The sequence below is a fragment of the Bartonella sp. WD12.1 genome, assembly GCF_002022415.1.
In the GTDB taxonomy this organism is placed as follows: domain Bacteria; phylum Pseudomonadota; class Alphaproteobacteria; order Rhizobiales; family Rhizobiaceae; genus Bartonella.
The window spans coordinates 22,951-49,553 of the sequence record NZ_MUBG01000003.1 but is presented as its reverse complement, the minus strand read 5'-3'; the positions used below and the strand labels follow the sequence as shown (position 1 = coordinate 49,553).

The 26,603-nt window shown below is 35.5% G+C and carries 36 protein-coding genes and 3 pseudogenes; 15 read left to right on the top strand and 24 right to left on the bottom strand.

Annotated elements, in window-relative coordinates; translation table 11 throughout:
* The first annotated feature begins 70 nt into the window (after positions 1 to 70).
* The 5 genes from traA (at position 71) to BWD121_RS08180 (ending at position 6,092) form a co-directional block, all read left to right on the top strand.
* Positions 71 to 3,787, top strand: coding sequence for a Ti-type conjugative transfer relaxase TraA (gene traA / locus BWD121_RS08200; RefSeq protein ID WP_078664158.1), 3,717 nt, complete (start codon positions 71 to 73; stop codon positions 3,785 to 3,787).
* 81 nt (positions 3,788 to 3,868) lie between these two features.
* Entirely contained in the window at positions 3,869 to 4,057 is a 189-nt protein-coding gene (locus BWD121_RS08195) for an antitoxin VbhA family protein (RefSeq protein ID WP_010703107.1), read from the top strand.
* Complete coding sequence (locus tag BWD121_RS08190; protein ID WP_143245277.1) at positions 4,044 to 5,459, top strand: Fic family protein; 1,416 nt, start codon at positions 4,044 to 4,046, stop codon at positions 5,457 to 5,459. Before BWD121_RS08195 ends, BWD121_RS08190 begins: the two co-directional genes overlap by 14 nt.
* A gap of 121 nt (positions 5,460 to 5,580) precedes the next feature.
* Complete coding sequence (locus BWD121_RS08705; protein WP_346418178.1) at positions 5,581 to 5,778, top strand: type II toxin-antitoxin system RelE/ParE family toxin; 198 nt, start codon at positions 5,581 to 5,583, stop codon at positions 5,776 to 5,778.
* Entirely contained in the window at positions 5,778 to 6,092 is a 315-nt protein-coding gene (locus BWD121_RS08180; RefSeq protein ID WP_078664157.1) for a helix-turn-helix domain-containing protein, read from the top strand. Before BWD121_RS08705 ends, BWD121_RS08180 begins: the two co-directional genes overlap by 1 nt.
* Positions 6,093 to 6,114: 22 nt before the next feature.
* Here the strand turns inward: BWD121_RS08180 and virB11 are convergent, their stop codons facing one another.
* The 18 genes from virB11 to BWD121_RS08090 all read right to left on the bottom strand — a co-directional run bounded on the left by virB11 (position 6,115) and on the right by BWD121_RS08090 (position 17,915).
* Positions 6,115 to 7,167 carry a P-type DNA transfer ATPase VirB11 gene (virB11, locus tag BWD121_RS08175; RefSeq protein WP_078664156.1) on the bottom strand — a complete coding sequence of 351 codons (1,053 nt, stop codon included), beginning with the start codon at positions 7,165 to 7,167 and terminating at the stop codon, positions 6,115 to 6,117.
* Positions 7,168 to 7,179: 12 nt separating this feature from the next.
* The gene (gene virB10, locus BWD121_RS08170) at positions 7,180 to 8,310 is read right to left on the bottom strand and encodes a type IV secretion system protein VirB10 (RefSeq protein WP_078664155.1); all 1,131 of its coding nucleotides are present in this window, start codon (positions 8,308 to 8,310) and stop codon (positions 7,180 to 7,182) included.
* Positions 8,311 to 8,323: 13 nt separating this feature from the next.
* The gene (virB9, locus tag BWD121_RS08165; protein ID WP_078664154.1) at positions 8,324 to 9,190 is read right to left on the bottom strand and encodes a P-type conjugative transfer protein VirB9; all 867 of its coding nucleotides are present in this window, start codon (positions 9,188 to 9,190) and stop codon (positions 8,324 to 8,326) included.
* Positions 9,191 to 9,192: 2 nt separating this feature from the next.
* Positions 9,193 to 9,864, bottom strand: coding sequence for a VirB8/TrbF family protein (locus tag BWD121_RS08160; protein WP_078664153.1), 672 nt, complete (start codon positions 9,862 to 9,864; stop codon positions 9,193 to 9,195).
* A 5-nt stretch (positions 9,865 to 9,869) separates the two neighbouring features.
* A complete protein-coding gene (locus BWD121_RS08155) occupies positions 9,870 to 10,157 on the bottom strand; it encodes a type IV secretion protein VblB7 (RefSeq protein ID WP_078664152.1) in 288 nt (95 codons plus the stop codon).
* Positions 10,158 to 10,173: 16 nt separating this feature from the next.
* Positions 10,174 to 10,731, bottom strand: coding sequence for a type IV secretion system protein (locus BWD121_RS08150; RefSeq protein ID WP_240536728.1), 558 nt, complete (start codon positions 10,729 to 10,731; stop codon positions 10,174 to 10,176).
* A 90-nt stretch (positions 10,732 to 10,821) separates the two neighbouring features.
* The gene (locus BWD121_RS08145; RefSeq protein ID WP_078664150.1) at positions 10,822 to 11,124 is read right to left on the bottom strand and encodes an EexN family lipoprotein; all 303 of its coding nucleotides are present in this window, start codon (positions 11,122 to 11,124) and stop codon (positions 10,822 to 10,824) included.
* 50 nt (positions 11,125 to 11,174) lie between these two features.
* Entirely contained in the window at positions 11,175 to 11,528 is a 354-nt protein-coding gene (locus tag BWD121_RS08140; RefSeq protein ID WP_240536727.1) for an EexN family lipoprotein, read from the bottom strand.
* Positions 11,525 to 11,749 (bottom strand): EexN family lipoprotein, encoded by a 225-nt coding sequence (locus BWD121_RS08135; RefSeq protein WP_078664149.1) that lies wholly within the window; start codon positions 11,747 to 11,749, stop codon positions 11,525 to 11,527. The genes BWD121_RS08140 and BWD121_RS08135 overlap by 4 nt, the downstream gene beginning before the upstream one ends.
* Before the next feature lie 40 nt (positions 11,750 to 11,789).
* Complete coding sequence (locus BWD121_RS08130; protein WP_240536726.1) at positions 11,790 to 12,185, bottom strand: EexN family lipoprotein; 396 nt, start codon at positions 12,183 to 12,185, stop codon at positions 11,790 to 11,792.
* Positions 12,186 to 12,234: 49 nt separating this feature from the next.
* Entirely contained in the window at positions 12,235 to 12,582 is a 348-nt protein-coding gene (locus BWD121_RS08125; RefSeq protein ID WP_240536725.1) for a type IV secretion protein VblB7, read from the bottom strand.
* Positions 12,583 to 12,598: 16 nt separating this feature from the next.
* Positions 12,599 to 13,504, bottom strand: a complete 906-nt coding sequence (locus BWD121_RS08120; RefSeq protein ID WP_078664148.1) for a type IV secretion system protein — start codon at positions 13,502 to 13,504, stop codon at positions 12,599 to 12,601.
* Between the two features lie 50 nt (positions 13,505 to 13,554).
* On the bottom strand, positions 13,555 to 13,839 hold the full coding sequence (locus BWD121_RS08115) for an EexN family lipoprotein (protein ID WP_078664147.1): 285 nt from the start codon (positions 13,837 to 13,839) through the stop codon (positions 13,555 to 13,557).
* A 109-nt stretch (positions 13,840 to 13,948) separates the two neighbouring features.
* The gene (locus BWD121_RS08110; protein WP_078664146.1) at positions 13,949 to 14,164 is read right to left on the bottom strand and encodes an EexN family lipoprotein; all 216 of its coding nucleotides are present in this window, start codon (positions 14,162 to 14,164) and stop codon (positions 13,949 to 13,951) included.
* Positions 14,165 to 14,196: 32 nt separating this feature from the next.
* Positions 14,197 to 14,904 (bottom strand): type IV secretion system protein, encoded by a 708-nt coding sequence (locus tag BWD121_RS08105; RefSeq protein WP_078664145.1) that lies wholly within the window; start codon positions 14,902 to 14,904, stop codon positions 14,197 to 14,199.
* Positions 14,901 to 17,261 (bottom strand): VirB4 family type IV secretion/conjugal transfer ATPase, encoded by a 2,361-nt coding sequence (locus BWD121_RS08100; RefSeq protein WP_078664144.1) that lies wholly within the window; start codon positions 17,259 to 17,261, stop codon positions 14,901 to 14,903. Before BWD121_RS08100 ends, BWD121_RS08105 begins: the two co-directional genes overlap by 4 nt.
* A complete protein-coding gene (locus tag BWD121_RS08095) occupies positions 17,258 to 17,584 on the bottom strand; it encodes a type IV secretion system protein VirB3 (RefSeq protein WP_078664143.1) in 327 nt (108 codons plus the stop codon). The genes BWD121_RS08100 and BWD121_RS08095 overlap by 4 nt, the downstream gene beginning before the upstream one ends.
* Before the next feature lie 16 nt (positions 17,585 to 17,600).
* Positions 17,601 to 17,915, bottom strand: coding sequence for a TrbC/VirB2 family protein (locus BWD121_RS08090; RefSeq protein ID WP_078664142.1), 315 nt, complete (start codon positions 17,913 to 17,915; stop codon positions 17,601 to 17,603).
* A 104-nt stretch (positions 17,916 to 18,019) separates the two neighbouring features.
* Between BWD121_RS08090 and BWD121_RS08085 the strand changes: the two genes are divergently transcribed.
* Together BWD121_RS08085 and BWD121_RS08365 are read left to right on the top strand one after the other, a co-directional pair.
* Positions 18,020 to 18,739 carry a nuclease gene (locus BWD121_RS08085; protein WP_078664141.1) on the top strand — a complete coding sequence of 240 codons (720 nt, stop codon included), beginning with the start codon at positions 18,020 to 18,022 and terminating at the stop codon, positions 18,737 to 18,739.
* Positions 18,740 to 18,929: 190 nt separating this feature from the next.
* A complete protein-coding gene (locus BWD121_RS08365; protein WP_206779516.1) occupies positions 18,930 to 19,121 on the top strand; it encodes a hypothetical protein in 192 nt (63 codons plus the stop codon).
* Between the two features lie 197 nt (positions 19,122 to 19,318).
* On the opposite strand, the gene BWD121_RS08570 is transcribed toward BWD121_RS08365, so the two are convergent.
* Positions 19,319 to 19,537: a hypothetical protein gene (locus BWD121_RS08570; RefSeq protein ID WP_240536724.1), complete on the bottom strand. Its 219-nt coding sequence runs from the start codon at positions 19,535 to 19,537 to the stop codon at positions 19,319 to 19,321.
* Between the two features lie 244 nt (positions 19,538 to 19,781).
* Complete coding sequence (locus BWD121_RS08075; RefSeq protein ID WP_078664140.1) at positions 19,782 to 20,027, bottom strand: type II toxin-antitoxin system HicB family antitoxin; 246 nt, start codon at positions 20,025 to 20,027, stop codon at positions 19,782 to 19,784.
* On the opposite strand from BWD121_RS08075, the gene BWD121_RS08070 reads away from it, so the two are divergent.
* Complete coding sequence (locus BWD121_RS08070; protein ID WP_240536723.1) at positions 20,012 to 20,215, top strand: hypothetical protein; 204 nt, start codon at positions 20,012 to 20,014, stop codon at positions 20,213 to 20,215. The genes BWD121_RS08075 and BWD121_RS08070 overlap by 16 nt on opposite strands.
* A gap of 105 nt (positions 20,216 to 20,320) precedes the next feature.
* Here BWD121_RS08070 and BWD121_RS08065 read toward each other — a convergent pair whose 3' ends face one another.
* From BWD121_RS08065 to ssb, 4 genes and pseudogenes are all read right to left on the bottom strand, one after another.
* On the bottom strand, positions 20,321 to 20,653 hold the full coding sequence (locus tag BWD121_RS08065) for a type II toxin-antitoxin system PemK/MazF family toxin (protein WP_010703163.1): 333 nt from the start codon (positions 20,651 to 20,653) through the stop codon (positions 20,321 to 20,323).
* On the bottom strand, positions 20,653 to 20,910 hold the full coding sequence (locus BWD121_RS08060; protein ID WP_078664139.1) for an antitoxin: 258 nt from the start codon (positions 20,908 to 20,910) through the stop codon (positions 20,653 to 20,655). Before BWD121_RS08060 ends, BWD121_RS08065 begins: the two co-directional genes overlap by 1 nt.
* Positions 20,911 to 20,973: 63 nt before the next feature.
* A pseudogene (locus BWD121_RS08055) lies at positions 20,974 to 21,509 on the bottom strand (hypothetical protein).
* A gap of 14 nt (positions 21,510 to 21,523) precedes the next feature.
* Positions 21,524 to 21,972, bottom strand: a pseudogene (gene ssb / locus BWD121_RS08050) (single-stranded DNA-binding protein).
* 272 nt (positions 21,973 to 22,244) lie between these two features.
* Between ssb and BWD121_RS08045 the strand changes: the two are divergent.
* The 7 genes and pseudogenes from BWD121_RS08045 to BWD121_RS08330 all read left to right on the top strand — a co-directional run bounded on the left by BWD121_RS08045 (position 22,245) and on the right by BWD121_RS08330 (position 25,990).
* Positions 22,245 to 23,153, top strand: a complete 909-nt coding sequence (locus BWD121_RS08045) for a DUF488 domain-containing protein (RefSeq protein ID WP_078664138.1) — start codon at positions 22,245 to 22,247, stop codon at positions 23,151 to 23,153.
* A 45-nt stretch (positions 23,154 to 23,198) separates the two neighbouring features.
* Positions 23,199 to 23,498, top strand: a complete 300-nt coding sequence (locus tag BWD121_RS08040) for a BrnT family toxin (RefSeq protein ID WP_078664137.1) — start codon at positions 23,199 to 23,201, stop codon at positions 23,496 to 23,498.
* Entirely contained in the window at positions 23,476 to 23,781 is a 306-nt protein-coding gene (locus BWD121_RS08035; protein WP_078664136.1) for a BrnA antitoxin family protein, read from the top strand. The genes BWD121_RS08040 and BWD121_RS08035 overlap by 23 nt, the downstream gene beginning before the upstream one ends.
* Positions 23,782 to 24,124: 343 nt before the next feature.
* Positions 24,125 to 24,406, top strand: a pseudogene (locus BWD121_RS08030) (type II toxin-antitoxin system RelE/ParE family toxin).
* Between the two features lie 16 nt (positions 24,407 to 24,422).
* On the top strand, positions 24,423 to 24,716 hold the full coding sequence (locus tag BWD121_RS08025) for a HigA family addiction module antitoxin (RefSeq protein WP_078664135.1): 294 nt from the start codon (positions 24,423 to 24,425) through the stop codon (positions 24,714 to 24,716).
* A gap of 428 nt (positions 24,717 to 25,144) precedes the next feature.
* Positions 25,145 to 25,573, top strand: a complete 429-nt coding sequence (locus BWD121_RS08015) for a type II toxin-antitoxin system HicB family antitoxin (protein ID WP_078664134.1) — start codon at positions 25,145 to 25,147, stop codon at positions 25,571 to 25,573.
* 261 nt (positions 25,574 to 25,834) lie between these two features.
* Positions 25,835 to 25,990 carry a hypothetical protein gene (locus tag BWD121_RS08330; RefSeq protein ID WP_158078258.1) on the top strand — a complete coding sequence of 52 codons (156 nt, stop codon included), beginning with the start codon at positions 25,835 to 25,837 and terminating at the stop codon, positions 25,988 to 25,990.
* Positions 25,991 to 26,603 lie beyond the last annotated feature (613 nt).

Here is a 26,603-nt window from a genome sequence, read left to right as displayed (position 1 = left end):
TTTATTTTTAAACGTTTCATGCTAAGAATTTTTTTATAAAAAATATTATCGTTTAAAAGAATTTTACCTTATGGCAATAGCGCATTTATCAGCTAAAATTATCAGTTCCGGAAGATCAGCAGTTGCAGCTGCAGCGTATCGTCATAGAACGAGAATGTTTGATGAATTAGAAGGATCGAGTACGCACAAATATAATAAAGAAAAAGATCTCGTCTATTCAGAAATTAACTTTCCTAAAAATTCACCGAAATGGCTTGCAGAACCATTAAAATATCTCAATAAAAACGAAGAAAAAAGTGAATGGTTATGGAATTATGTTCAAAATAACGAGCGTGTAAATGGGCAGTTAGCAAGAGAAGTTGTTATTGCATTACCATTAGAATTATCTAAAAAACAAAATATTTCCCTTGTACAAGAATTTATAAATAAAAACTTTACATCACGAGGTCTTATTTCTGATTGGGTTTACCACAATAGTGAAGGAAATCCACATGTTCATATAATGCATACTTTACGTCCTGTTGCAGAACATGGGCTTGGGTCAAAAAAAATAGCTGTTTTAAATGATGATGGAACAGTGAAAAAATCTTTTGTTACGATTCATGACAAGGAAGGAAATGCGATAAAAAGAGAAGAACGTGTAGTTTATGAAAATGTCATAGGTTATAAAGATGCAATTAAGGATTTGCGTAATTCATGGGGTGAAATCGCAACAAAGCATTTAGTAATGTCTGGTTATGATATGAAAGTGGATATGCGATCATATAAAGATAGGGGGTTATCTATAGAACCAACTATTCATTTAGGACAGTCTGCAAATGCGATGAAAAAAAGGGGACTGCTTAGTAATGCAGTGCAAGCTAATGAAAAAATAAAACAAAAATCTGTAGAGATAATTAAAAAAAATCCTGATGAAGTACTGAAGTTAATTTCATTTGAAAAATCAACATTTAGTCGTATAGACCTTGCTAAAATCATTAATCGATATGTTGATGATGCAAATGAGTTTAATGATATTATGGTGCGTTTAGAGCAAAGTGACAATCTTATTAAAATTAAAGATCATTCTCATCCTAATAAAATTATTTACTCAACAAAAGAAATTATAAAAACTGAATATAATATGGAACGTGACGTCGTTTCTTTGTTTCAAACAACAGGACATGGTCTTAAAAGTAAGAAAGTTTTAGATGCAATAAAGTTTGTTGAGAATAAAGATCGCGGCAATAGATTCAAGTTTTCAGAAGAACAAAAGTTAGCAGTACAGCATATTACAGGTGATAAAGGTATTGCAGCGATTGTTGGTTATGCTGGTGCTGGAAAATCAACTTTATTAGAAGCGGCAAATATTGCTTGGACTAATGGTAGTCGACGTGTATTTGGTGCGGCTCTTGCGGGTAAAGCTGCAGAAAGTCTTGAAGAATCCTCAAAAATAAAAAGTAAAACTCTTGCCGCTTGGGAGCTAGCGTGGAAAAATAAAAAAGATGAACTACGGGTTGGTGATGTCTTTGTCATTGATGAAGCTGGGATGATTTCTTCAAAGCAGCTTTCCTATTTTGTTCAAAAAGTTAAAAAAGCTGGTGCTAAAATAGTTCTTGTTGGCGATAATATGCAGTTACAACCAATTGAAGCTGGAGCAGCATTTCGTGCTGTTGTTGATAATATTGGCTATGTTGAATTGTCCGGCATAAGAAGACAAAAAGAAGAATGGGGACAGGAAGCGTCAAGACAATTTGCGCGTGGTCAAGTAAAAGAAGCTTTAGATAACTATAAAAATAGGGGATTCATTCACCAAACTAAAACGCGTGAACAAGCAATAAATACTATTGTTAAAGATTGGATGGATACACGAAAGAAGGTAGAAACAAAATATGTAGAAGAAGGGAAATCTTTAAGGGGTGATGAACTTCTTGTTCTTGCACATACAAATGCGGCCGTAAAAAAATTAAACGAAAAAATTCGAACAGCACTTAAAAATGCTCGTTTACTCAAATCAGAAGATATAGCGAGCACAACAAACTTTGATACTATGAAAGGACAACGGGAATTTGTTGTTGGTGACCGGATTATTTTTCTTGAAAATGCTCAGTTTAAGGAAAGATATGCACCAGAATTAGGAGAGCAAAAAGTTAAAAATGGTATGTTAGGCACTGTTTTGTCTACGCAAAATAAAACAGGAAAACCACTTTTAAAGGTGCGTCTTGATTCTGGCCAAGAGGTTGTTTTCTCCAATCAGACTTATCAAAATGTTGATCACGGATATGCGGCTACCATTCATAAGAGTCAGGGAGTGACAGTTGATAATGTTTTTGTTTTAGCCTCATCATTTATGGATCAACATCTTGCATATGTTTCTATGTCTCGACACAGATATCAATCACATCTTTATGTAGCAGAGCAGGATTTTAAAAATGTGAGATTACATGAACACAGGCAGATTAAAGGTACAATAATTGGTGAACTTGTAGAAACAGGGTATACTTCTTTTAATGAAAATGCAAAAATCAAAACACCTTATGCTGATATCGCAACTTCACGTGGAATTGAACGTGTTTATGGTGTGAATCTGCCTTTTGCTATAGATGGCGCTCGTATTGAGTTTGGTGATAAGATATCTCTTCGTCAAGACAAAGAAACTATTGTTGTTAACAATAAAGAAATCAAAAAGAATATTTTTAATGTTGATTTAATAGAACGCGGTGACCCTTCTTTAGCTGGTGGTGTCAATCAATTTGATTGTGCAAATACATATGAAAAATTAGTAGCGGCTTTTTCGAGATCTGGCGTCAAAACAACAACCCTCGATTTTTCTGAATCCCCTGATTATCGAGATTATATTGCTAAATTTACGGCAAATAGAGGGATTGATGTTTCTCAAAGTTTTGGTGAACGAGTTTTCTCTTATATTGAGACAAATAAAGAATGGTTGCAAAAACAGAGAGAAAAGATTGAAAGGCTTTGGGATAGAGCAAAAGCAAGTTTTGCTAAACTTCAAAAAGAAGGTATCAAGATTGAGCAATCACAAAAAGATTTTAATATAGCTTCACAATCAATACGACCAGCACCGTACCTTTCTTCTTATACAGATACTTCTAATTTAGAACAAGAAGCGCAAAACGCTCTTAGAAATGAAAAATCTTACGTTGATACTTTTAAAGAATTAAACGACCGTTTGATGTCTATTTACAAAGATCCTCAAGCAGCAGCACTTAAGATTGAAAAAACGATTTTAGCAGGGAAGGGGGATAAGTTACCTGATATTTTAGCTAAAACACCTGATAGAGCTGGTGAACTGCGTGGATCAGATCGTTTAATAGACAAACTAAGGTCAGCAGGAAAAGAACGAAAAGCTGCACTTTATAATGTTCCTCTTGCAGTTTCTACAATTAGAGAACTTCAATCATTTTATAAAAACTCCTATGAGAAGCATATGGATAGGCTTACACGTGAACGTGAGCAATTAAAAGTTGAGGTGCCTTCTCTCTCTCAAGAAGCTATTGCTTATATGAAAAATGTTGAAGTTGGCCGTAATAATTATTCCAAGATACCAGAGAACATTAATAAAGAATTTTTGCAGCTTGAAAGTGCTTTAAACAGGCGTTTTGGAGAAGATATGATTTATAAGCGAGATTTTAACTTATCGAAAGAAATAGCCTCAAAGCAGCCTTATGATAAGAAGCTTGTCAATGAACTTCAAACGGCAATAAAATTTCTACAACAAAGACATATACAAGAGCTAAACAATCTTGCAATAACACGTACGGTTTCAAAAGGAATTATAAGGTAAAAAAGTAAAAGTTAAAGCATTAAAACGTTGTTGTTATAGTCCTATTTTGCTATAATAATAGGCAATTGAAGGAGATTTAATATGTTAAGCGAGGAAGAGATTGAAGAGCGTCGTCGTGATGTTAGAGATGTATTGGCAAGTCACCGTTTAGAAGGTTTGGAGCCAGATCCACAAGTCGTTGCACAAATGGAGCGTGTTGCTATCGGAGAGCTTGAAACAAGTGATGTCATCAAAGATTTGATGGAACGGATAAAACGTGGTGAAATATGAAGGGAGCAACGATCCTTATACTGATTCAGAGACTGGTGTTATGTATAACCTGCTTGGAATTAAAGACCAAGCCAGACTGGAACGTGTAGAAACTGCCTTTACTTGTGTAAGGGCTCTTGAATTTAGACGTACTTCTATTAGCGGTAAGTTCGATCTAGATCACATGAAAGAAATCCACAAAAAGCTGTTTGGTGACGTCTATGAATGGGCAGGAAAGATCCGTGTAGTGGATATTGCCAAAGGTAATAGTAGATTTGCCCATTATACTCAGATTGAGAGTTACGCACCGCAGATTACACAACAGCTTGCAAGAGAACAACATCTACGCGGTCTTGACGCTAATGAATTTAGCCAGAGAGCTGGATATTACATGGGTGAGTTGAATGTGTTGCACCCGTTTCGAGAAGGTAATGGACGTACTCTACGTGAATTTATTTGGCAACTTGCTCGTGAAGCTGGTTATTATATTGATTGGGATCGTGTAGAGCGACAGGAAATAACGCGTGCGTCAATTGAATCATATTATGGTAATTCTGATTTAATGTCTGCACTAATCCGTAAGAACCTCACTGAATTTACTGCAAATAGAAGAATTGATGTTTCTCAAGGTGTTGGTGAACGAGTTTCTTCTTACATTGATACAAATGAAAAGATTACGACACAATCAATACGACCAGCACCGTACCTTTCTTCTTATACAGATACTTCTAATTTAGAACAAAAAGCGCAAAACGCTCTTAGGAATGAAAAATCTTACGTTGATACTTTTAAAGAATTAAACGATCATTTGAAGACTATCTATAAAAATCCCCAAGCAGCAGCACTTAAGATTGAAAAAACGATTTTAGCAGGCAAGGGGGATAAATTACCTGATATTTTAGCTAAAACACCTGATAGAGCTGGTGAACTACGTGGATCAGATCGTTTAATAGACAAACTAAGATCAGCAGGAAAAGAACGAAAAGCTGCACTTTATAATGTTCCTCTTGCAGTTTCTACAATTAGAGAACTTCAATCATTTTATAAAAACTCCTATGAGAAGCATATGGATAGGCTTACACGTGAACGTGAGCAATTAAAAGTTGAGGTGCCTTCTCTCTCTCAAGAAGCTATTGCTTATATGAAAAATGTTGAAGTTAGCCGTAATAATTATTCCAAGATACCAGAGAACATTAATAAAGAATTTTTGCAGCTTGAAAGTGCTTTAAATAGGCGTTTTGGAGAAGATATGATTTATAAGCGAGATTTTAACTTATCAAAAGAAATAGCCTCAAAACAGCCTTATGATAAGAAGCTTGTCAATGAACTTCAAACGGCAATAAAATTTCTACAACAAAGACATATACAAGAGCTAAACAATCTTGCAATAACACGTACGGTTTCAAAAGGAATTATAAGGTAATTGTAACTATATTATTGCTTGATACAAGTACGGGTTACCCGCACATTTAAAGTATGCAGACAGTAATTGAAACAATAGCTTATCTGACCTCTGCAAAAGAGGAAGGTATATTATCTGATGAATTATTGGATATCATTCTAAACAGAAAGGTAAAAGTGGTGGATATAGAATTATTACCTTTTTTAGTGGTCAAGATATCCCCGTATTTCTTTTAGATATTTATAGTAAGTCATCTCAAGGAAATTTAACAAAGGCAGAGAGAAATGAACTGAAGAAAATTTTAACTGCACTCTTAAACGAATATAGGAGAGAGATGTAATGGATAAGGTAAATAAAGTAGGATCACGTATATTACAAGGTGCTCGTGAAGCTCTTGCTTATGCAAAAGGTGAAGCAGATACTACAAAGTTTGGTATCCATATTCCTTCAAACATTGATGTGAAAAAAATCAGGAAAAATGTTGATTTAACACAAACGCAATTTGCAGCACGGTATGGTTTTTCTGTAGGACGTATTCGCGATTGGGAACAAGGACGATATTCTATAGATGCTTCTTCTCGCATATTACTTACTGTCATTGAAAATGAACCTGATGCCGTCAACCGTGCACTTAAAAAAGCTCTATCAATGTAGCTATTTTAGTAGATTAAGTTTTTTAGAAAACATCTCGACGTTTAAAAGGATCATAATAAATTTCTGTTACACGGAATTTGCCTTCTAAACGTTTGCATTGAATAATGATATCGATCATAGAAATCAATAAACCACGGATGTCTTCGCGTGCCAAATCGCTTCCCCCATCACTTTCCTTGACAAGAAGTGTCATTTGTTCAAAGGCTGCTAGAGTGGATGAAGCATGAACAGTTGTGATTGATCCTGGATGCCCAGAATTGACATTGCGGATATAGTAAAAAGCTGTCCCATCACGCAATTCCTGTAAGAGAATTCTGTCTGGTCGCATACGCAATCCAGATTCAAGCAATTCTTTAACCCCAACTCTTGCCAATCCTTGATTATCTTTTGAATAAAATAATTGCACTTTGTTTGGATGAGGAACGACAAGCTCGGGAGTATCTTCAATAGTTAAAATTCGTTCATCTTCAGGAATTTTTGCAATTAGAGCTTTAGAGAGTGTTGTTTTCCCTGATCCTGTTTTACCAGATATCAAAATATTTTGTTGTGCAATAACAGCCTTTTCTAAAAAACTGATAAAATCTTTAGCAATGAATAATTTCGTTAACTCTTGTTCGCTATCGGAAAGCTCACCTAACCGTTCAGCCATTTGTTCAGATGGGGTAAAACTGACATTTTTAGTGACAGAAAACAAACCTTTTTCATGCAAACTTTCAAGAGAAAAAGTTCGTGAGGAAGGCTTACGAATTGTCATACTGATAGTATTTGGTGCAGCTGCAGGAGGCATTACAATTTGTATGCGTTCATTATTAGGTAGTGTTGCTGAGAGGATTGGATTTTCTACACTGATTTTTTGAGTTGTGTAAGCAGCAACAACCTTTGCTATGCCTTCCAATTCACTATATGTCAGTTCTTCAAGTTTATGTGTTTTCCAACCATTTTGACTCTCAACCATGATCTCGCCAGGACGATTGATAACAATTTCAAATAAACTTTCATCATTTAAGTAGTCATTTAATAACTTCAACTTTGTTAAAACAACAGAGGCTCGTTCTGCATTTTTCGTTGCTGTCATGATGGTTTACTTTTACCGATATGGAGAATGGAGAAAGAAATTGCTTGGAGCAGAGCGCGTAAAGACTTTGTTCTCTTTTTCTGTTACGGCTAACTTGTAAACTGACGAAAAATCCAAGTCTCTTGCTACAAAGATATTTACTAATTCACCCTGATTTTTTTCTAAGGTAGGAGGTATATTAATTTGATTTTCAAGTGCAATGCTAGCTGCGTCTTTACCAAGGTTGTTTGTGCCAGCGATTTGGATGTTATCACTTATTTGACCTGATAAGTTTGCTGAGGTATTATCAACGATAGAAAGTAACAATGCTGATCCGAAGCGTTCCCACCAATGGGTATTAATGGTACCATCAAAACCAGATCTTCCTAAATTGTCAGTGGCTGGTGATGCGAGAGTAACAATAACTCCATTGGGTGTTTTTGCTCTTGTCCAAAGAACAAAAAGTCTGTGCTGTCCTTTTTTTAATCCACCTCGATATTCACCAACGATTTGTGTTCCTTTATCAAGAAGAACAACGCGGCCATTATCAGATAAAATATCACGATTAATAACACAACTTGTAAAACCTGGCTGATCACTGCTTATTGCTGTTTCTAATATACATGGAATGGATGTTCCCATTGCAATAATAAAATTTCTATTGCCTAGTAATCCTGCTTTTGTTTCTTCTGTTTTTGTGGGCTTTAAAAGAGCAGAGAAATTTTGAGAATCCTTATTAAAGATTTCAGTTATTTCAGAAAGATTGTTTCTTTTTGTTTTATTGTTTTGGGAATGAGCCTCACTAGCAAAAGCTAAAACTGGTGCACGTCTTGCTGCATCAAATAATGGATCATCTTTAATATCTTCGGTTGGTGGTGTTGGTGCTGGTAATGTAATTTGACCAATTTGCGGTTTTGGTTCAGGAGGAGCTAATTCTAAAGGAGTGAGTGAAGTATTAAAGCTTTGTACTTCTTTTTTAGGCTCTTTTTCTATATCATCTTGTGTTGATGAGGTTGATAATATATTCCAAAGCATGTAGGCGCCAAACCCTAAAAAGGCGAGTCCTATAATTACTTTTTTTCTTGTTTCGCTTGATATACTATTTTGATTATCATCAATTTTTCCGCGATCCTCAGCGATTATCTCATCATTGTTGTCACTCACGTATTTATTCCTTTCACTTTTCCCCTTGAAGATCTGTAACGATTTTACGTTCAACAAATGGTGAGGTTGTACCTGTTTCTGGATCGCTTCCTTTAGGCTGATAGGCTTCATTAAAAATACATAAAACATTTGCCCCATGTCTTAAAATGAATTGGTGACTAATAGCATGCACAATGACCATATTGCCTTTTGTTGTTTTAGGAATGAGGGATTCTTTACCATCACTTCCAACGATATAAATAGCGGGAATTTCTTGATTATCAGAAAAAGTAAATGTGGTTGTTTTGCCATTATCATAAACTGATGTTGGTTCAAGAATAACTGTTCCTTGAGCTGAATAAGCCCAATTTCTTGGTCCATGTTGTTCGTAAGCACCAAAGACTTCATCTACCTGTAGCGCTTGTTTTCTATCCTTTTTAAGTTGTGCTTCAATTTGTCTTTGTGCTGCTTCATCCTCAGGATAGCGAAATTTTACAAGGAAATATGTTTCATTTTCAGATGAAATTTCCCCATTTTTAACCATCAATTCAAATTGATAAGACCGTTTTGACCCATCACGCCGTGTTGTTATGACTTGTAGATTTGTAATAGGCTGAACTTCTCGTGGTTTAAGAAAGATAATGTTTCCAGCCGGCGCCACTTCCCATGCAATGCTATTTCCAATAGCGACATGTGCAATTTCTTCATTAGGGGAAAATTCTATTTGTACAGATGAACGTATAGATCCAATGATTTTTGTTACATTGTAGGCATCATAATTGACAAAGCGAATTCTATTGTCATTAGGTGCGCGTACAGGAGAGATACTAGCATAGCTCATATTATTTAAAAAAAAGCTGACCACAATGCTGAGAAAAAAAGAAAATATAATTTGCTTCATTGTTAATTCACCACTTCAGGATCAGTTCTGTATTCACGAACCATAAAACCAAGAGGATTTACCAAACGATTTTGTGTAGAAATCGGAGCATTGCTATATCCAAAAGTAAGAGTTGCTACCCAATGCGTAATGGATTCTTTATTCGTGTCATTTTCACGAACTGTTTTATAATAACGAACCTGAGTGACATCTTTACTGATAAACGAGATTGATTTTATAAAGATAGTTGCAATAGCGTTTTTATATAAAAACTGTGGACTTTGTGGATTTTTTGCACCATACCACTCAGCAAATCTACCTTGCTCTTCAAAAGAAGATAACAAAGAGACCGTCTTAAAATTATTTTGCGTTTCGCTTAAATTGAATCCTTCACGAGCACGAACATATTTTGCAGCAAAATAGCGTGTAATAGCTTCATCAAAATTTGCGGGGCTTTCTTTTAACGCTTCAACCACCTCAACTATACCTGTTGAATTATCAACGCGGATTACGAATGGCTCAACTGTTTTGAGGGGCACAAGCGCTATAACAGCTAATGAAGAGACAATTGCAGCTATAACTGCTACCCCAGCAACAGCAAGCGAGGCACGTGTAATACGGCGGGATGTGATTATTCGATCTTGATCAAATGATCGCGCTTCAGCAATGTACTGCTCAACGTCTTTCTTTTTCATTTTGTTTACCCGCAATTTTTATATGATTCAATTTCTTGATGTTTTGATTTTTCAGCTAAAGCCATATCAAAACTATCATTTTGCGCTGATGATTTGACGCTTGTATCATTGTTGATCATGATTGGAGTGGAAGATGGATTTTTCCCTTCCCAATTCCACATTGATTTATTTAACGGTCTCTTAGAACACCCGTTACATTTTGGTAATGATTGCCCTGTATTTTGAAAAGACGCACATCCGCTCATAAAACAAACAAGCGATAAAATGACCCCAATGTTTTTAAAACCCCGCATTTGTGATTTATCCTCTTCACACTTTTGTAACTAGCTTTCTAATAGCACGACCGACTGCTTTTGCTGCACGCCCACCCGCTTTTGCTGCTTTCCCTGCGTGCCTAGCAGCATCTTTTCCCCCTATAAGATTTGCACCACCTGAAGCTAAAGCCGTTGCAATGCCAGGTAAATTCATAAAAAGATAAATACCGCATATACCAATCGCCGAGAATTTGCTGAGGGCACTTGCTAAATCCACAATATCATTTGTTATAATATTTAGTGTAAGATTGAGATATAAGCCACCTAGCACAACCAACAATACTTGCAAAACAACAAAGTTTGCAACTTGACCTAACCATGCTTCTGTAAAACGTCTAGTTGTTGAAAACATGTAAAGACCTATAAAAAGTGGTCCTAATGATAAAACAAGAAAAAGACCAAGTTTAGCAAAAATTGTGACGATAAAACCAACAGAACAAAATGCACCAACAATGATAATGCAGCACATACCTGTAAGCCATAAGCCAATCCATTGCCACCATTTTGCCTTTGCCGTTTTTTCAAAAACGTGCTTAGAAGTCTTTTGGACCATAGATGCCATATTCCTCTAATATTTTTGCCATTATAGGATATCCATTTTATTTACGATATTTATGAGTTTGTTTCGTTGCAGATCCTCATATCATTCGTTACGAAGTTCTTGTCTCTGTTGATTTTTTCTACGTTCTTCTTGTTTTTTTCTATTTTCCTCTAACTGTTTTTCGGTTTTTTCTTGTGCTTTTTTCATATTTTCGTTATCAATTTCTTTGATAGCTTTTAGTGCAGCTTCACAATTTTTAGAAGATTCTCCAGCTAGACACTTAAATGAATATTTTCTGCGCAATTCTTTATTTTTTTTAAATTCTTCTACACTGTAAGTTTTTTCACAGCCTGCAATGATAAAACCCGTGCAAAGAAGTAGTGTTGTCATAATAATTTTTTTCATGATTGAATTCCCCTTTTGTTTATGAGTTCGTTACGTTATATATTCTCATATCATTCGTTACGAAGTTCTTCTTTCCGCTCCATTTCTTTTCTACGTTCTTCGAATTTTTTCCTATCGTCCTCTAGCTTTTTTTTGAATTCTTCCATTATTTTTTTTCTATTTTCTATTTCAATTTCGTTGATGGCTTCCCGCACAGTTTCACAATTTTTAGAAGATTCTCCAGTCATACATTTAAATGCCCATTCGCTGCGCAATTCTTTATTTTTTTTAAATTCTTCTGCACTGTAAATTTTTTCGCAACCTGTAATAACAAGCACAGTGCAAAGAAGCAGTATTGTCATAATGATTTTATTCATGACTAAATTTCCTTTGTGCTTTTCTTTATTAATTGTTAGAATCATCATAATTCTTTGGAAAGATTTTCATAGTACTCTCTATGGAGTTGATCCTCTGCTACCCGGGCGTTTTGACAATTTTTAGATTGTCCACCCATTCCACATCTAGCTGCCCATTCTTTGAGCAATTCTTCATTTTTTTTAAATTCTTCTACACTGTAAGTTTTTTCACAGCCTGCAATGATAAGCCCAGTGCAAAGAAGTAGTGTTGTCATAATTATTTTTTTCATGATTGAATTCCCCTTTTATTTATGAATTCGTTACGTTTCTCTATTCGTTGTGAGGTTCTTTTTTCTGTTGAGTTTTTTCGCGTTCTTCTTTCTTTTTATTATACTCTTCTAGCTGTTTTTGGTATTCTTCTTTAGCTTTTTTCCTATCGTCCTCTAGCTTTTTTTTGAATTCTTCCATCCTCTTTTTTCTATTTTCTATTTCAATTTCGTTGATGGCTTCCTGCACAGTTTCACAATTTTTAGAAGATTCTCCAGTCATACATTTAAATGCCCATTCGCTGCGCAATTCTTTATTTTTTTTAAATTCTTCTGCACTGTAAATTTTTTCGCAACCTGTAATAACAAGCACAGTGCAAAGAAGCAGTATTGTCATAATGATTTTTTTCATGATTAAATTTTCTTTGTGCTTTTCTTTATTAATTGTTAGAATCATCATAATTCTTTAGAAAGATTTTCATAGTACTCTCTATGGAGTTGATCCTCTGCTACCCGGGCGTTTTGACAATTTTTAGATTGTCCACCCATTCCACATCTAGCTGCCCATTCATTGCGCAATTTTTATATGATTCAATTTCTTGATGTTTTGATTTTTCAGCTAAAGCCATATCAAAACTATCATTTTGCGCTGATGATTTGACGCTTGTATCATTGTTGATCATGATTGGAGTGGAAGATGGATTTTTCCCTTCCCAATTCCACATTGATTTATTTAACGGTCTCTTAGAATATCCATTACATTTCGGTAATGATTGTCCTGTATTTTGAAAAGACGCACATCCGCTCATAAAACAGATGAGCAATAAAATAATCCCAATGTTTTTGAAACCCCGCATTTGTGATTTATCCTCTTCACGCTTTTGAAATTAGCTTTCTAACAGTATGACCGATTTCTTTTGCTGCTTTGTTAGCTGCTTTAACAGAATCCTGAGCTAAATGTGTTGCTCCTGTAAGATTTGCACCACCAGCGGCTAAAGCTGATGCAATGGCGGGTAAATTTATGAAAAGATAGATACCACATGCACCAATCGCGAGAAACTGAACAAGGGCAATCATTATATCTGTAATATCTTTTCCAATAATACTCATTGTGAGATGGACATATATACCACCTAGAAGAACCACCAATACTTGCAAAATGACAAAATTTGCAACTTGACCTAACCACGCTTCTGTGAATCGTCTGGTTGTTGAAAACATATAAAGGCCTATAAAAAGTGGTCCTAATGATAAGACAAGGGAAAGACCAAGTTTAGCAAAACTTGCAACAATAAAACCAATTGTACAAAATATAGTAACAATGAATAAACAGACTATACCTGCAACCCAATTGCCCAGCCACTCGAACCCATGTGATTTGTTTATTTTTCGAAAGACGTGTCCAGAAGCATCATCAATCATTTTGTCCCATGCATTATGATCTACATTTGACGCTTGTATAGCGCTTGTAATAGTGTTAGGCAAATCAGTAAAAAATAGATTTTTGACCCAAATGTTATAGTCAGAGGCTTGTTTTACTAGTGTAACAATGATGGCAAGCTTTACGACTGTGGCTATAAAATCCCATAATGGCACGGTAGAACGCCCGTATGTGACATTATAACCAATGAACGCAATGTAAATTGTCGCGCTTACCGTAATTGGGCCAGATAAAGCAGATGAAAGATTTGTAATGCTTTGGTCCATTGTTTGCGTAACGGGTTTCATCAACATTTCGTCCATCGTACCAAATATAGCTACTTCTCCTGATACTGCCATTATAGGATATCCATTTTATTTATGAGTTCGTTTTGTTACGTGTTCTCATGTTATTCGTTGTTAGGTTCTTTTTTCTGTTCCATTGCTTTACGCCTTTTTTCAGAAGATTCGAGAAGTTGTTTTGAAAGATTATCATAATATTCTTTACGGAGTTCATCAGCCGCTAACCGCGCGTTTTGACAATTTTTAGGCCCTCCACCCAGTCCGCACCTAGATAGCCATTCATTGCGCAATTCTTCATTCTTTTTAAATTCTTCGACACTGTAAGTTTTTTCACAGCTTGCAATGATAAGGCCCATGCAAAGAAGTAATGTTGTCATAATTATTTTGTTCATGATTAGATTCCCCTTTTGTTTATGAGTTCGTTACGTTACATAATTATTCGTTGTGGAATTCTTTTTTCCGCTCCATTTCTTTATGTTTCTTTTCTTCCTCTTCACGACGTTATTTGGTAGGATTATAACGTTCACTCCAAAGCTGTCTCGCCGCTATCCGCGCGTTTTTACAATTTTTAGATTGATCAGAAGATCCGCACTTAATTGCCCATTCGTTGAGTAATTCTTTACTTTTTTTAAATTCTTCTACACTGTAAGTTTTTTCACAGCCTGCAATGATAAGCCCAGTACAAAGAAGTAATATTGTTATAATGATTTTTTTCATGATTAAATTTTCTCTCTTAATTTTTTTATGATTTATTTGTTGAGCAACTGGTCAGCATAACTATTATATCGTGCTCTAAATTCTTCTTCTTCACGAAGCTTTGCAGCTTCAATTTCAGCCTGTTGAATCATAGCAGCAGCTTGCATTTGTAAGACTTGCGTTTGCAACATTGCCTGCGTAGCTGCTAATTGCGTTTGAATACCTTGAACTTCACCGGCAGTTTGTGCATTTTTAAGTTGTTTCATTAGTTGTGCGATAGTTTGTTTCACTTCATTAGCTGATGCATAAACAGCTTCACCTGTGGCTGCTTGCCCCTGATTGCGTTGTTCAGCTTTTTTAACTTCTTCTTCATAGAAAGCATCAACTGCTTCTTTTGACCCTGCACCACCTGCTGGTTTTTTATACGAAAGCTTTTCTTCCCATTTTGCACTGTTTCCACTTTTACCGTCTAATAATTTTTCAAAATCACCAAAATTAGAAGGTAAGGCAGCTTGAATCTCTTTATTATTGAGCATTTCTTGAAGTGAAGATAAATCTGCAATGCCATTTAAAGAATCATACAGTTTTTTCATTTCATCTATTTGAGAAGTTAATTGATCAAGTTGTTGTTTGCCTTGTTTTAATTGTTCCACCATTTTGGCAACAGCTGCTGCATCAAATGTGGGCATTTGTGCTAATACATTTGATGTTAGCCCAAAAGAGATTGTACAAGACGCTATTGTTAATAAAATTTTCCTCATTGTTTTCGCCTTTCTTGAAAGAGCGGGAACCATTTTTCTGGAGATTCACCCACTTCGCTCATGATTGTCTCCAGTAATTCAATATTCTTGGTTGTTCCGCTTAAAATAGCTATTTCATCATCAAATCCACGTAGATTTAGTTCTGCAACCACAGAACTATGACCTTGCTTGACTAAAAATCGGCGTGATTCCCGCGTTAATTCTGTTTGTATCAGGTTAAATTCTCGATCTGATAATTTAAAACCCTCTACATAATCTGCGTAATTTCCCTTTTGGTTAGGAAAATATATTTGTGTTGGGCATTGTTCTATAATGGTGTGTGCAATTGTTGAATTGAGTGCATCTTTTGGTGATTGTGTCGCAAAAAGCATTAAACCATTCTGTTTACGGATCGTCTTTAGCCTGTCTTGCGCAAATGCTTTAAATGAGTCATCTTCTAACGCTTTCCAGAACTCATCAATGACGATGATAATGCGGCGCCCGTCAATCAGATCAAGTATTCTATGGAATAAATACATCATTAATGGAGGGCGGATTTCGTCATTGTCCAAAAAGTCAGTCATATCATAACCGATAAATTTCGCGTCAATCCCGATATCATCGTCATCATTATCAAAGACCCACCCTAACGCATTGCCTTTACGCCATTTTTCCAAACACCCAGCAATGCCTTCCCTATGGGTAGTATCAAAAAACATTTGCAATGCAGATATTGTGCGCTGTTCCTTAGGTAATAATGCTAGTTGATCAACAGCTGCAGAAATATCCTGGCGTTCTGCTTCACTTATTATTTTCCCCTCGTTAGAGACAAGCTTTGTAATCCACTGTCGTAGGAATACTTTATTGGCAGGATTGCTATAATCTAATCCCTTTAGCGGCGCTATACCTGTTGGTTTACCATTTTTTAGCGGCATGTATGTGCCACCACCAGCTCTAACAAACAGTTCTGCTCCACGATCTTTATCAAAAAACACCATATCAGGGTCATGCTTTTGAAGCTGCGCTAATAGAAAATTAACAATAACGGTTTTACCAGATCCAGATGGACCGCAAATAAAAGTGTTTCCTAAATCACCAAAATGAAAGTTAAAGTAAAAAGGAGATCCAGCCGATGTTTTCATAAGAGCAACAGCAGGCCCCCATTGATTGCCGTCTATTTTTCCAATCGGAAATGAATAAAAGGGTGAAAGCGCGGCATAATTACGGCTTGTAATAGCACCAGAACGCGTTCGATAAGCATAATTGCCAGGAAGTTGTGCCCACCATGCTGCTTCAAGCCCTAAGTCTTCACGAGCAACAACAGCGCCACCTTCTGTAAGGCGAGAACGTGCTTTTGCAAGATTGTCAATGAGTTCTCGTTGTGTGTCAGCAAAGACTGCTAATGACAAGTGATGCTCGCCTAAAACAAAACGATTTGATTCAAGATCATCCAGTGCATCATCTAATTCATCAATTTGAGATCCTGCACGATCCCCGGCGTTGATCATCTGATTTTGTTTACGCCCCATAATCTGTTTTGCAACGTTTTTGCTTTTGAAAATAAAGGATTGCGTAAAAATAAACTCACACGGGAGAGTGAGCAAACCATTTGTCATATCTGGCCTGGTTTTAGCTGGATACTCTTTCCAACCAAACATTCCTGCAAACCGTTGCTTTGCTTCGTGGCGTATTTCTATGATTTCTTTACCGAAAAGAATCCGATCTGAATATACAGATGATGCTATTGTTCCCCACGTAAGAGGTACACGTTCATAACGGCCGCCTACTAATTGATGAATAAATTCACTTTGTGCAGAAAAAATATTACCGTTATGCTCATAAAGACCAAGCCGTTTTACACCATAACGCTCTAAGTTTTGCATGAGATTGGTTGCAACATCTTCGAGCTTACGAATTGATTCTGCATCTACTTCTGTTTCTGCTTCTTTAGCTTTTCCTAAGCGTTTAAAAAAGTCAGCTAATTTATCGGTTTTATCAACATGAGGGTTCCATATGATTGAAAGATAAAGGTCGTTACGATATAATTCTTGACACACCATCCTTTGACGGTATTTATCATCCAATGTTTGTGCAAATTCTGATCTGAAAGTGCCATCTGGATAGACTGTTTCACGCCTTCTGATAATATGACTGTAAATTGCTATTCGTTCATCAGCTATGTTTTTAAAGCAGTTATTTAATTGCTCATGAAGGACATTAAGGTCAGCAATATCTGCCGTTTCAAAATTAACTCCTTCAAGTGTTATAACAGTCATAAGCGCTCGTGATGACAACGCTATGATATGTTCATTCACATGACGTACATAAGGTATGACTGATTCCGGCTGTGGTTCACGCTTGCGCTGAGCTATGTTCATTTTAGTTCCTCATAATTACGGATTAACCGTAATGGAGAAATGCTACTACCCCCCCATTGCTCAGCGTTTCTTGAGAACTTGCGAGTTTGCAACCACGCAAGAAGAACACGAAATTTATTATGATCATGTTTGATAATTTCCTTCATTATAAAATGTACAGTAACACCAAGTGCCATGAAGAAAATATTACCTGCTAGAATAAATATTATGAGCGTGCCCATAAAATTTAAACCCATAGCTTCTACTGTAACGCCCGCGATCATTGCGGGCCGTGTACAGGCAAGAAACAGTGTATCTTCAGTGAGTTGATCACGCTCTTTCATGCTTTAAACCACTATATTAAGATGATAGCATTCCTACAATTTGTGATGCGCCGAAAATAATGCTTATACCGACACAAACAAAGAAAGCTTTACGCATTTCGATATAACCGGCAATCCACGCGATACCAGTTCCAGCAACCGCAATAGTCGCAATAGATTTTGCAATAGTTCCCGTCATAGCGTCTACTATTTTACCAAGAGCGTTTTCAACTTGCCCGAAGCTCTGAGCCAACGCTGGGTCACTTAGTGTTATAAATGCGATAAATAACATAAGCCCTGTGGCTAACCATTTCTTTTGTGTATCTGATACAGTTAATTTATATGAAGGCATAAAATCCCCCGCTCCTTATATTATGATAGCTTTATAAAATAATAACTGTATAAGTGAAAAAATAGTTTGTGCAACTATTTCATGAGAATAATAATTCTATAACAATGGATATAAACAAAAAAATATTTCGATCGTGGTTTAAATATCTAATTTTAACTTACATCATTATTGTTGTTATTTTTACTTTTAGTAAAAATACTGAAAATTTTATTCAATTACCTTTCATTCAAGAAGCAAAATTTATAATAGAAAAGCAATTTCAAGATCAGACTTCAAAATTTGCTTTTGATTCAAGCAAACCAATAACAATTTCCGGTTCATCACAATTACACAAAGAGAACACACCAACTTATTCAGGTGCTATACAGGTAACAAGCGGCGTTACTTTTAAAATGATGACACCAGTAGATGAGATCTGGCGAAAGAGAATTGTACGTCGTGTTCAATTGTATGGTGTTGAATCATGTGAGCCACGTCAATTTGCATTACGTAACGGTGTTCAGTGGCCTTGCGGTTTTTTTGTTACTGCATGGCTTGTATCTAAAACAATTGATAAAGATGTTAGTTGTAAGCAAGCTCGTGTCGTCAGGCAGATTCATTACGCACAGTGTTTTGTTGATGGGGTTGATATTGCCAGTTTAGGCCTTTCAGAAGGAATGATGGTTTTACCGAAAGATCAACACAATTTTCCTTCACCTGCACATTACAAAGAATTGCAATTTTCTGCTCAAAAAGCCAAAGTTGGATTATGGTCTGGCGATTTTGAACATCCTGAAGATTGGAGAAGAAGAAACGGTGCTTATAATCCTATCGATCCACATTGATCGTTCTAAACAGAATCAGAACTGATTTCGTATAAAAATTTTTAAGAAATTTGTTATCAAGTACAAAATATCATATTAACTTTGAGATTATTAAAAGATAGCCTTTAAAAGTGGCCGGACAATATTTCCACAACCGGCCCTCCAGTAATACTGTCAGGTAAAAGTTGACCACAGCCTGCTTTGCATTCTGATGGACAACTCCGGTTATGGAAAATTGTTGTTTTTATTGAAGCTTTTACTTACTCGTATCGGGTGGTCACTACGGCGCTATGAAGGAGCGCGCTCCCTTCCCTCTACACCGTTTCGTGTCGCTAGAGAAAGCAATGAAATAAATGACGTGAAAAAAGAGAAATACAAAAAAAAGAAAAACCCAACTGTCTAAACAGAAGGGCTTTTCAGCAGGGGTACATAAAAAATGAAGTAACTTATTTATAAGTAGCTTATAATTAAATCAAAATGTTATATTTAAACAGAATAACTTATATTTATTATAATACAAGAGGATTTTATATATTTCCTCTTTAATTATACAAAAAACAATGAAGTGTGATTATTATTTATTTGTAATAATATTCAATATTACTTTGATATATCATTTTGAAAATCTTGTTTTACTTGATTTGTCTTTTCTTTAGTTTTGGTAGAAAATGATTTTATTTGATATTCTTTTATAAAAGAAATTTTATCACCTTTGAAGAATATGGCTAGATTAATCCAATATTGATTTGGTAATTTTGATTGCAAAATTTTTTTATTTATAAGTTCTTTTATGCCGCTATAAAATGTTCTATCAGTCATATCCAGCTTTTGTCCATTAACTCCCCCATCATACCAAATCAGAGTGATGCTTTCATCATGATTACTTTGATTGGCATGGTATATTTGCAAAGCTAAAATAAGAGCACGATATCCGGTACGAGATAGACTAAAAATTGCTTGAACACCGGAAGCAAATGTTTTATTTTGCTAAACCTAAATCCAGTGTTTTTTAAGTGCAAATGGTCGTAGAAGAAAAGCTGTAAGTTTTTTTATATTTAATTGCTTAAATGTTAAGCTCATGACATGCTACCGTTGCTAAAAAAGCAGACCGTGTTAAGCTTCTTTCTTGTGCACAATCATCAATTGCATGCAGAAGTCCTCGTTCAATTGATATATTCGTACGCACCACTTCTGAATCATTTTCAATAAATGGAACTTGTATTAAAAAAGCTCCTTCCGACAAAGCTATTTTGACAGTTTCTTTCTGTATCACTTCTTCAAATTTTAAAGGAGTTGGCAATTTATCCATTTCTTCGCAATATAGTTGAAGAACTTTTGTTGGGTAGATTTATCAGTGGGCTTGTTTTTGCTAATTGTGAACGAGAAACAAATGCAGATGAGAATTATTATATTCCAAACGACCTAGATGATGCTCTTGACATGTTCAATGTTGGTCCGCAAAATTTGGATGATCTTCCAGATGAAGTACTTGAGTAGTTTGATATTAATCGGCGTGACTTGTGTCAAACATTAAAACACCAACATAAATAATATTATGATTATGATAAATATGATAATCTTAACTGTAATCAATATAATTAATTACGTAAGGAATGTTGACAACTTAGCTAATACTTCGTTCATAATCATGACAGGAACCGTTTCTAGTTTTTTTCCTTTGCGCGCTCCTATATCGAGAGCACGTGGTTGATCACAGCGTATCACACCTGTTGTGTGCAATCCCATTCCCATCAATGAAACAGCAAAACCCGCTGTTCTTGCAAAACTTCCCCCACTTGTAATGGGTAAAACAACCGGTGTTTTAGTCACACGATTAAATGCTTCTGGTGATACAATAAGCACCGGACGCGTTCCTTTTTGCTCATATCCTGAACTTGGATCAAGCGATACTAACCAAATTTCTCCCCGATTCATTACAAGAGTTCTCTACTAACAGGTTTAGCATCAAGCCATTCTGTTTCCTCATCACTCAAATCAGCCAAAGAATCACATTGAGCTAACAATTCGTCAAGAGTATAACTAGGAAATACCTGAGGTTGTACAATTAAACACCCATTATCAATAGTCAAACCAACCTCAGTATTTTCAACGAGGTGTAAAACATCAAGTAATGCAGGTGGTATAGAAAGCATAACTGACCCTCCAACTTTACGCAATTTCGTTGTGTGCATAGAATCTCCCTTCAAGGTATTATATAAAAATATAATATTCTAAAACCTATTATTCAATAGTTTTTAACGCTTTTGCGAGAAGTATTTCTGAAGAGCATTCAGAGCCATGCGTAGAGAGTTGACAAGATGTGGCAGTTGTTGGTCTTCAATAACCAGATGCTCTAATGCATCATGAAGGTTATACTGACGATGCAGTCTCTGTGTTTCTCTAATAATCTCTTGCATAGCTTCATAGCGATCAGTTGCTGTCTCAACCCACTTGTCCCTTTCTCTATCATCAGAAGATATTGGTGTTTCATCATAAATAGCCCGTGGAAATCCTTTCGCACACCGATAATCGTTTAATACTCGAATATACTGTTGTGACGCATCATATTGATCTTGATTAATCTTTTTTCCAACAAATATAATCGTCCTACATAAGTGCCCATAATCGGGTTTTTCACATCTTGAATACTCACTCCATAACGCTTGGCACGCATTTCAAGAGTTAATTGATCAGCAGGCTTACGAGGCTTTTTTGAACGCGAAATACGTCCATTGGGTTCTCTTATTTGACATTCTATTCTAGGTCTTCCCCTTTTTTTGCGTTTTTTCATGATAAATCTACCAATTAAAACGGAATTCTGTCATTCAAAGTCGTTTCTAAATATTGCTCCTGCCTACTATTCTCCCATGCCGTTGCTTGCTCTTGAGTAGCCATGTCAGAATCAGACTTTTGAGCACTATCAAGGATTTTTAACTCACCCTTATATTGCGGTAAGACAATTTCTGTTGTGTAGTGTGTTTGCCCACTTTTATCTTGCCATTTACGCGTCTGTAATTGACCTTCAACATAAACCTTGGAATCTTTGCCCAGATATTGAGGTGCAACCTTTGCAAGATGTGGATTAAAAATTACAATAGAATGCCATTCTGTTTTATTTATTCTTTGAGAAGTTGTTTTATCTATATAGCTTTGAGAAGTGCCTATACGGAAATTCGCCACTTCTACTCCAGATGGCATTGTTCTGCTTTCTGGATCGGCACCCAGAAACCAATTAAAATTACTTTATTAAGCATGTTTTATATCTTTTCTAAGGAAAATAATTGAAATGAAATACGGATATGAAACGCTGCTTTTACTATAGCATATATAGTACATTTTCCAAAGAAAAAATGACATAAATAACTGAAAATAAACAGTTTATTGTCAATTTTATCGGTGCATAAATGCTGTTTTGTGATATAATTTCATTTGTTTGGTTCTAAGCAAATTATAAACCAGCGCACTTGTTGAAATTTGAGTGATTTTTTCAAATTTATCTACATCGATCAGATACAGAAATAATACTATGAAAACAGTAAAAAGTAGGATTCTATTCAAACGGCAAAAACTATTATTAGCCTTACTTCAAGAATTTGAAGGACACCTTTCAAGTATAGATTTTCAAAAGTACTTATTTTTATTTACGCAATGGGAAGAAAAACAAAGTTATGAGTTTGTACCCTACAAATATGGATGCTTCTCTTTTCAATCTTATGCAGACAAACACAAGCTTATAGAATTAGGTATGCTTGCCAACAAAAATGATTGGCGGCTTACATCAATAAAGAGTGATCACAGTACTCATATTGAATTTGCTACACAAAAGAAAATTTCTTCATTTGTTGAAAAATTTAGCAAACTCAAAGGTGATGAACTTATTCGGTATGTCTACAAAAACTATCCATATTTTGCGATTAACAGCTGTATAGCAAATAATCTTATGGAGAAAAAAGATTTAGAAAAAATTGATACATTTCGATCAGAGGATGAGACTTTTTGTTTCTTCACCATTGGATATGAGGGGAAGTCTTTTGAAAATTATCTTAATCGTCTTATCAAAAATAATATCAAAACTTTGTGTGACGTTCGCAAAAACCCGCTAAGTCGCAAATATGGATTTTCTAAAACACAATTGTCTAAAACTGTAAATGCATTGGGTATTGAATATAGGCATATTCCTGAACTGGGTATTATTTCTGAAAAGCGTCAAGATTTGAAAACGCAAAAAGATTATGAGCGTCTTTTTCAAGATTATAACAATACAACTCTTAAAAATAATCATCTTGCAATAGAAAAATTATGTCAGTTGTTTTTAGATAAAAAACGCATTGCAATTACTTGTTTTGAAGAAAATGTATGCATGTGTCACAGAGGGCAAATTGCACAAGCTCTCTCCAAACGACCTCAGTGGAAATACATAATAAAACATATTTGATTTGAAATTATTGACGTACATACATAATTGTATTAACAATAAAGTATGAAAATAAGATTTGAGTGGGATAAAATTAAAGCGGAAAACAATCTCCGAAAGCATCATATAAGTTTTGAGGTAGCTGTTCGTGTTTTTGCAGATCCATTTGCTATGACGAGACAGGATCGTATTGAAAATGGAGAATATCGTTGGCAAACTTTGGGTCTTGTAAATGGCTTCTTATTACTATTGGTCGCTCATACTATCTATGACGATAAAGATGGGGGAGAGGTAATTCGTATTATTTCAGCACGACGTGCTAGTTTGAAAGAGAGAAAGCGTTATGAAGAAGAAAGTTCGTTATGAGGTTGATGTAAGTAATCTACCGCCTTTGACTGATGAACAGAAAGTTGAAATTAATGAATTGGCTAAAATGCCTGACAGTGAAATTGATTATAGTGATATTCCACCACTAGATAGTGAATTTTGGAAAAATGCTGTTCGTAATTCATTTTACAAGCCAACTAAAACTGTAACGACTGTACGCGTAGATTCCGATGTGTTGGCATGGCTTAAAAGTCAAGGTAAAGGTTATCAGACGCGAATTAATGCTATTTTACGCGATGCTATGCTTCGCTCGATACGATAGAGTGACATAATCGTTCGCAAAAATAGAGTTATGCATAAACATAGGTTAGGTGTTCAGCTTCCTCCACCCACGTAGGAATTTGTGCTGTTTTTATTTTTTCAAAATATTCTTCACTGCTTCAACCAATTGATCTTCTTTAAAGCATAATGAACACAGAAAACGGTTCTGTGGATGGAAGCCTATTAACAAGAAAAACTGAAAAACACACAGAGTTTATTGCACTCGTTCTCTCCAAACTGCCTCAGTGGAAATGTAATATAAAACATATGTAATGAATAAACTAACAAATACTTGACTTATAAAATGTGCATCGTGTATCGTGTCAAGTATCAAAAGGTGAATTATGGCAATCGTTAGTTTTTAGCATAAGGGATTAAAATTATTCTTTGAAAGAGGGGTATGCAAAGGTATACAACCTGCACATGCTCAAAAACTAGCAAATATTTTAGTGATTTTAGATACAATATCTTCTCCTGAACAAATGAAGATTAAATCGTATCGTCTTCATAAACTGACAGGAGAATTAAAGGATTATTGGGCAATGCGTGTCAATGCAAATTGGCGTGTTACTTTTCGTTTCATTGGAACAGACGTTGAACTTGTTGATTATCAAGACTATCATTGATTTTTGAGGTGTTATTATGATGTACAATCCTCCGCACCCAGGTGGCATTTTAAAAGAAGAATTGCTTGATGAACTAAAATTGACAGTCACAGAAGCTGCAAGTCGTCTCGGTGTTGCCCGTTTAACTTTATCGCGTGTTTTAAACTGCAATGCAGCAATCAGCATTAATCTAGCCTTACGGTTAGAAAAGGCCGGTTTAAATGATGCAGAATTTTGGCTTAAACTGCAACAAAAACACGATTTATGGCAAGCACGACAGAATAACCCGATTCTGCATATTGCACCTTTTGAACAAACAGGACATCTTTAGAAAAAGCTTAAAGACCCTCTCTCCATCTTGTTAGAAAATTTGATTATTGTGAGTGTACAGTAATTTTAGTTACCTTTTATCAATATAAATTCGAACTTTTTTGTTTGTTTTATTGTTGACTGTCGAACTTTTTTGTGCGATATAAATTGTATTGAGAATTAAAGAGGGACTAAATGAAATGAGAAGCTCTTCTTAGAAAATTGCGTAAAGAAGCTAGAAAGAGAGACATTCATTACAGCGAAGCTCTTGATGCGGGTAAAGGCTCACATTGTTTAGTGATTTTTGGAGATAAGACAACTGTTATTAAATCCGGTGAGTTGACACCACTTTATGTGAAAATAATAAAAAAGCGATTAGGGATGTAAAACAACTTAAACGCTTTTAATTCTTTGTTTCAAACATGTTTGGTAATAATAGAGAGGTCTAAAATGGAATATATTTATCAAGCAAAATTAGAAGCTGATCCAGATGGCGGTTTTGTAGTAACCTTTCCGGATGTACCTGAAGCAATCACAGCTGGTAAAAATCGTGCTGAAGCGCTAAAACATGCGGTTGAAGCTTTAGGGTTGGCATTGCGTAGTTATCCTATGCGTGGGTTGCCTTTACCTACACCACAACGGTATGAAAACTTAATGGCAGTAACAGTGAATGCATGGAATGCTCTTAAATTGGCAGTGATAGAAGCTTTTAATGAAGCTAATATTACAAAAACAGAATTAGCCAACCGTCTCGGCAAAAAAGAAACAGAAGCACGGCGCATTCTTGATCCAAACTATCCGACTAAACTTCAAACATTAGAACAAGCACTGTCCGTTCTTGGTAAAGAGGTGATTATCACAATCAAGGATGCAGCTTAACCTCTCCCCATCTTTTAAAGATGGGAAGGGGAGTGTGGTTTATTTATAGCTGATAAGATACTCCATCTGAACACGGACTATAAGCTTCCAACAAAGGATCCAATGTTCAGGGCAAATCTGAATTACCAAAACCTGTAAGAACTGCCAGAATCTTGAGAGTATCTAGAGTTTTATTTTGAAGCCTTGTAATTAAAGTTTTTTCTACTACGTCCATAATTTCAAGCAGAGCAATACAGTTTTCATGATGGAGTACGTCAGGCAATGGCATCGCATTACACAAGGTTGGGTAATCTAAACAAAGCTTGTTTAACAGAGGTTGAAAAATCAATCATTGATACACGGAGAGACAATATGAAAATTATGCGCAAACTGTACGAGCAAATGCAAGCAAAGGCGCTTGGTATTGATCTGTCATAAAATAAGGACATGTCTCTTTAATTATCATTGTATTTATACAAATTAAAGATAAGAGACTAACTCCTTACCCTCAAAAGCCAACTTAACGGATTCAAAACTGTATTCCCATTTTTTCTAGTTTGTTTAATAAAATCCCTCTCTCACTTGTGAGGCCATATCAGAATAAACGATCGTTTTAGTTGCTTAGATTTATGACTTAAATATAATATACAATATGTATTTCCTACATATTCATGAGGAGATTTGGATGGAGAAAAAATAACACTATCGCACTCAACCTTTTCACGTGGTTTAGTTGAGTTAGAAAAAGCTAATATTATAGCTAGATCCTTTTGTCGCGGTTGGTATTTTGTCAATCCTAATTTCGTATTTGATAGCAACAATATTGTTTTTTCTTTGCATATTCAATGCAGTGAAGGAAAGAAGAATTCTTTAATAGAAGAAAGAAAAACGGAGGACTTTGGCTTATTAGTCTAATACTCCGAATAGGAGGAAGGGGACCTTAGACCTTAGATTTATTAGTGTATTGAAAATGTTTTTGTTTTACGTATAGTCGCAGACTGCATGAAATATGCAAATCAATGATTCTTTTTTAATAAGAGGAAATTAATGG

What these genes read in the sequence shown, in the direction of transcription:
- BWD121_RS08015 (WP_078664134.1), top strand. Translation starts at nt 25,145, where the DNA reads ATGGAATATATTTATCAAGCAAAATTAGAAGCTGATCCAGATGGCGGT.
- BWD121_RS08330 (WP_158078258.1), top strand. Translation starts at nt 25,835, where the DNA reads ATGGCATCGCATTACACAAGGTTGGGTAATCTAAACAAAGCTTGTTTA.
- BWD121_RS08570 (WP_240536724.1), bottom strand. Translation starts at nt 19,537, where the DNA reads ATGACTGATAGAACATTTTATAGCGGCATAAAAGAACTTATAAATAAA.
- BWD121_RS08115 (WP_078664147.1), bottom strand. Translation starts at nt 13,839, where the DNA reads ATGAACAAAATAATTATGACAACATTACTTCTTTGCATGGGCCTTATC.
- BWD121_RS08065 (WP_010703163.1), bottom strand. Translation starts at nt 20,653, where the DNA reads ATGAATCGGGGAGAAATTTGGTTAGTATCGCTTGATCCAAGTTCAGGA.
- BWD121_RS08160 (WP_078664153.1), bottom strand. Translation starts at nt 9,864, where the DNA reads ATGAAAAAGAAAGACGTTGAGCAGTACATTGCTGAAGCGCGATCATTT.
- traA (WP_078664158.1), top strand. Translation starts at nt 71, where the DNA reads ATGGCAATAGCGCATTTATCAGCTAAAATTATCAGTTCCGGAAGATCA.
- BWD121_RS08110 (WP_078664146.1), bottom strand. Translation starts at nt 14,164, where the DNA reads ATGAAAAAAATCATTATAACAATATTACTTCTTTGTACTGGGCTTATC.
- BWD121_RS08140 (WP_240536727.1), bottom strand. Translation starts at nt 11,528, where the DNA reads ATGATGATTCTAACAATTAATAAAGAAAAGCACAAAGGAAATTTAGTC.
- BWD121_RS08130 (WP_240536726.1), bottom strand. Translation starts at nt 12,185, where the DNA reads ATGATGATTCTAACAATTAATAAAGAAAAGCACAAAGAAAATTTAATC.
- BWD121_RS08135 (WP_078664149.1), bottom strand. Translation starts at nt 11,749, where the DNA reads ATGAAAAAAATAATTATGACAACACTACTTCTTTGCACTGGGCTTATC.
- BWD121_RS08120 (WP_078664148.1), bottom strand. Translation starts at nt 13,504, where the DNA reads ATGGCAGTATCAGGAGAAGTAGCTATATTTGGTACGATGGACGAAATG.
- BWD121_RS08105 (WP_078664145.1), bottom strand. Translation starts at nt 14,904, where the DNA reads ATGAGGAAAATTTTATTAACAATAGCGTCTTGTACAATCTCTTTTGGG.
- BWD121_RS08085 (WP_078664141.1), top strand. Translation starts at nt 18,020, where the DNA reads ATGGATATAAACAAAAAAATATTTCGATCGTGGTTTAAATATCTAATT.
- BWD121_RS08150 (WP_240536728.1), bottom strand. Translation starts at nt 10,731, where the DNA reads ATGGTCCAAAAGACTTCTAAGCACGTTTTTGAAAAAACGGCAAAGGCA.
- virB9 (WP_078664154.1), bottom strand. Translation starts at nt 9,190, where the DNA reads ATGAAGCAAATTATATTTTCTTTTTTTCTCAGCATTGTGGTCAGCTTT.
- BWD121_RS08365 (WP_206779516.1), top strand. Translation starts at nt 18,930, where the DNA reads ATGGACAACTCCGGTTATGGAAAATTGTTGTTTTTATTGAAGCTTTTA.
- BWD121_RS08125 (WP_240536725.1), bottom strand. Translation starts at nt 12,582, where the DNA reads ATGCGGGGTTTCAAAAACATTGGGATTATTTTATTGCTCATCTGTTTT.
- BWD121_RS08145 (WP_078664150.1), bottom strand. Translation starts at nt 11,124, where the DNA reads ATGAAAAAAATTATTATGACAACACTACTTCTTTGCACGGGTTTTATC.
- BWD121_RS08155 (WP_078664152.1), bottom strand. Translation starts at nt 10,157, where the DNA reads ATGCGGGGTTTTAAAAACATTGGGGTCATTTTATCGCTTGTTTGTTTT.
- BWD121_RS08040 (WP_078664137.1), top strand. Translation starts at nt 23,199, where the DNA reads ATGAAAATAAGATTTGAGTGGGATAAAATTAAAGCGGAAAACAATCTC.
- BWD121_RS08195 (WP_010703107.1), top strand. Translation starts at nt 3,869, where the DNA reads ATGTTAAGCGAGGAAGAGATTGAAGAGCGTCGTCGTGATGTTAGAGAT.
- BWD121_RS08060 (WP_078664139.1), bottom strand. Translation starts at nt 20,910, where the DNA reads ATGCACACAACGAAATTGCGTAAAGTTGGAGGGTCAGTTATGCTTTCT.
- BWD121_RS08095 (WP_078664143.1), bottom strand. Translation starts at nt 17,584, where the DNA reads ATGAAAGAGCGTGATCAACTCACTGAAGATACACTGTTTCTTGCCTGT.
- BWD121_RS08180 (WP_078664157.1), top strand. Translation starts at nt 5,778, where the DNA reads ATGGATAAGGTAAATAAAGTAGGATCACGTATATTACAAGGTGCTCGT.
- virB11 (WP_078664156.1), bottom strand. Translation starts at nt 7,167, where the DNA reads ATGACAGCAACGAAAAATGCAGAACGAGCCTCTGTTGTTTTAACAAAG.
- BWD121_RS08090 (WP_078664142.1), bottom strand. Translation starts at nt 17,915, where the DNA reads ATGCCTTCATATAAATTAACTGTATCAGATACACAAAAGAAATGGTTA.
- BWD121_RS08035 (WP_078664136.1), top strand. Translation starts at nt 23,476, where the DNA reads ATGAAGAAGAAAGTTCGTTATGAGGTTGATGTAAGTAATCTACCGCCT.
- BWD121_RS08075 (WP_078664140.1), bottom strand. Translation starts at nt 20,027, where the DNA reads ATGGATAAATTGCCAACTCCTTTAAAATTTGAAGAAGTGATACAGAAA.
- BWD121_RS08045 (WP_078664138.1), top strand. Translation starts at nt 22,245, where the DNA reads ATGAAAACAGTAAAAAGTAGGATTCTATTCAAACGGCAAAAACTATTA.
- BWD121_RS08100 (WP_078664144.1), bottom strand. Translation starts at nt 17,261, where the DNA reads ATGAACATAGCTCAGCGCAAGCGTGAACCACAGCCGGAATCAGTCATA.
- BWD121_RS08025 (WP_078664135.1), top strand. Translation starts at nt 24,423, where the DNA reads ATGATGTACAATCCTCCGCACCCAGGTGGCATTTTAAAAGAAGAATTG.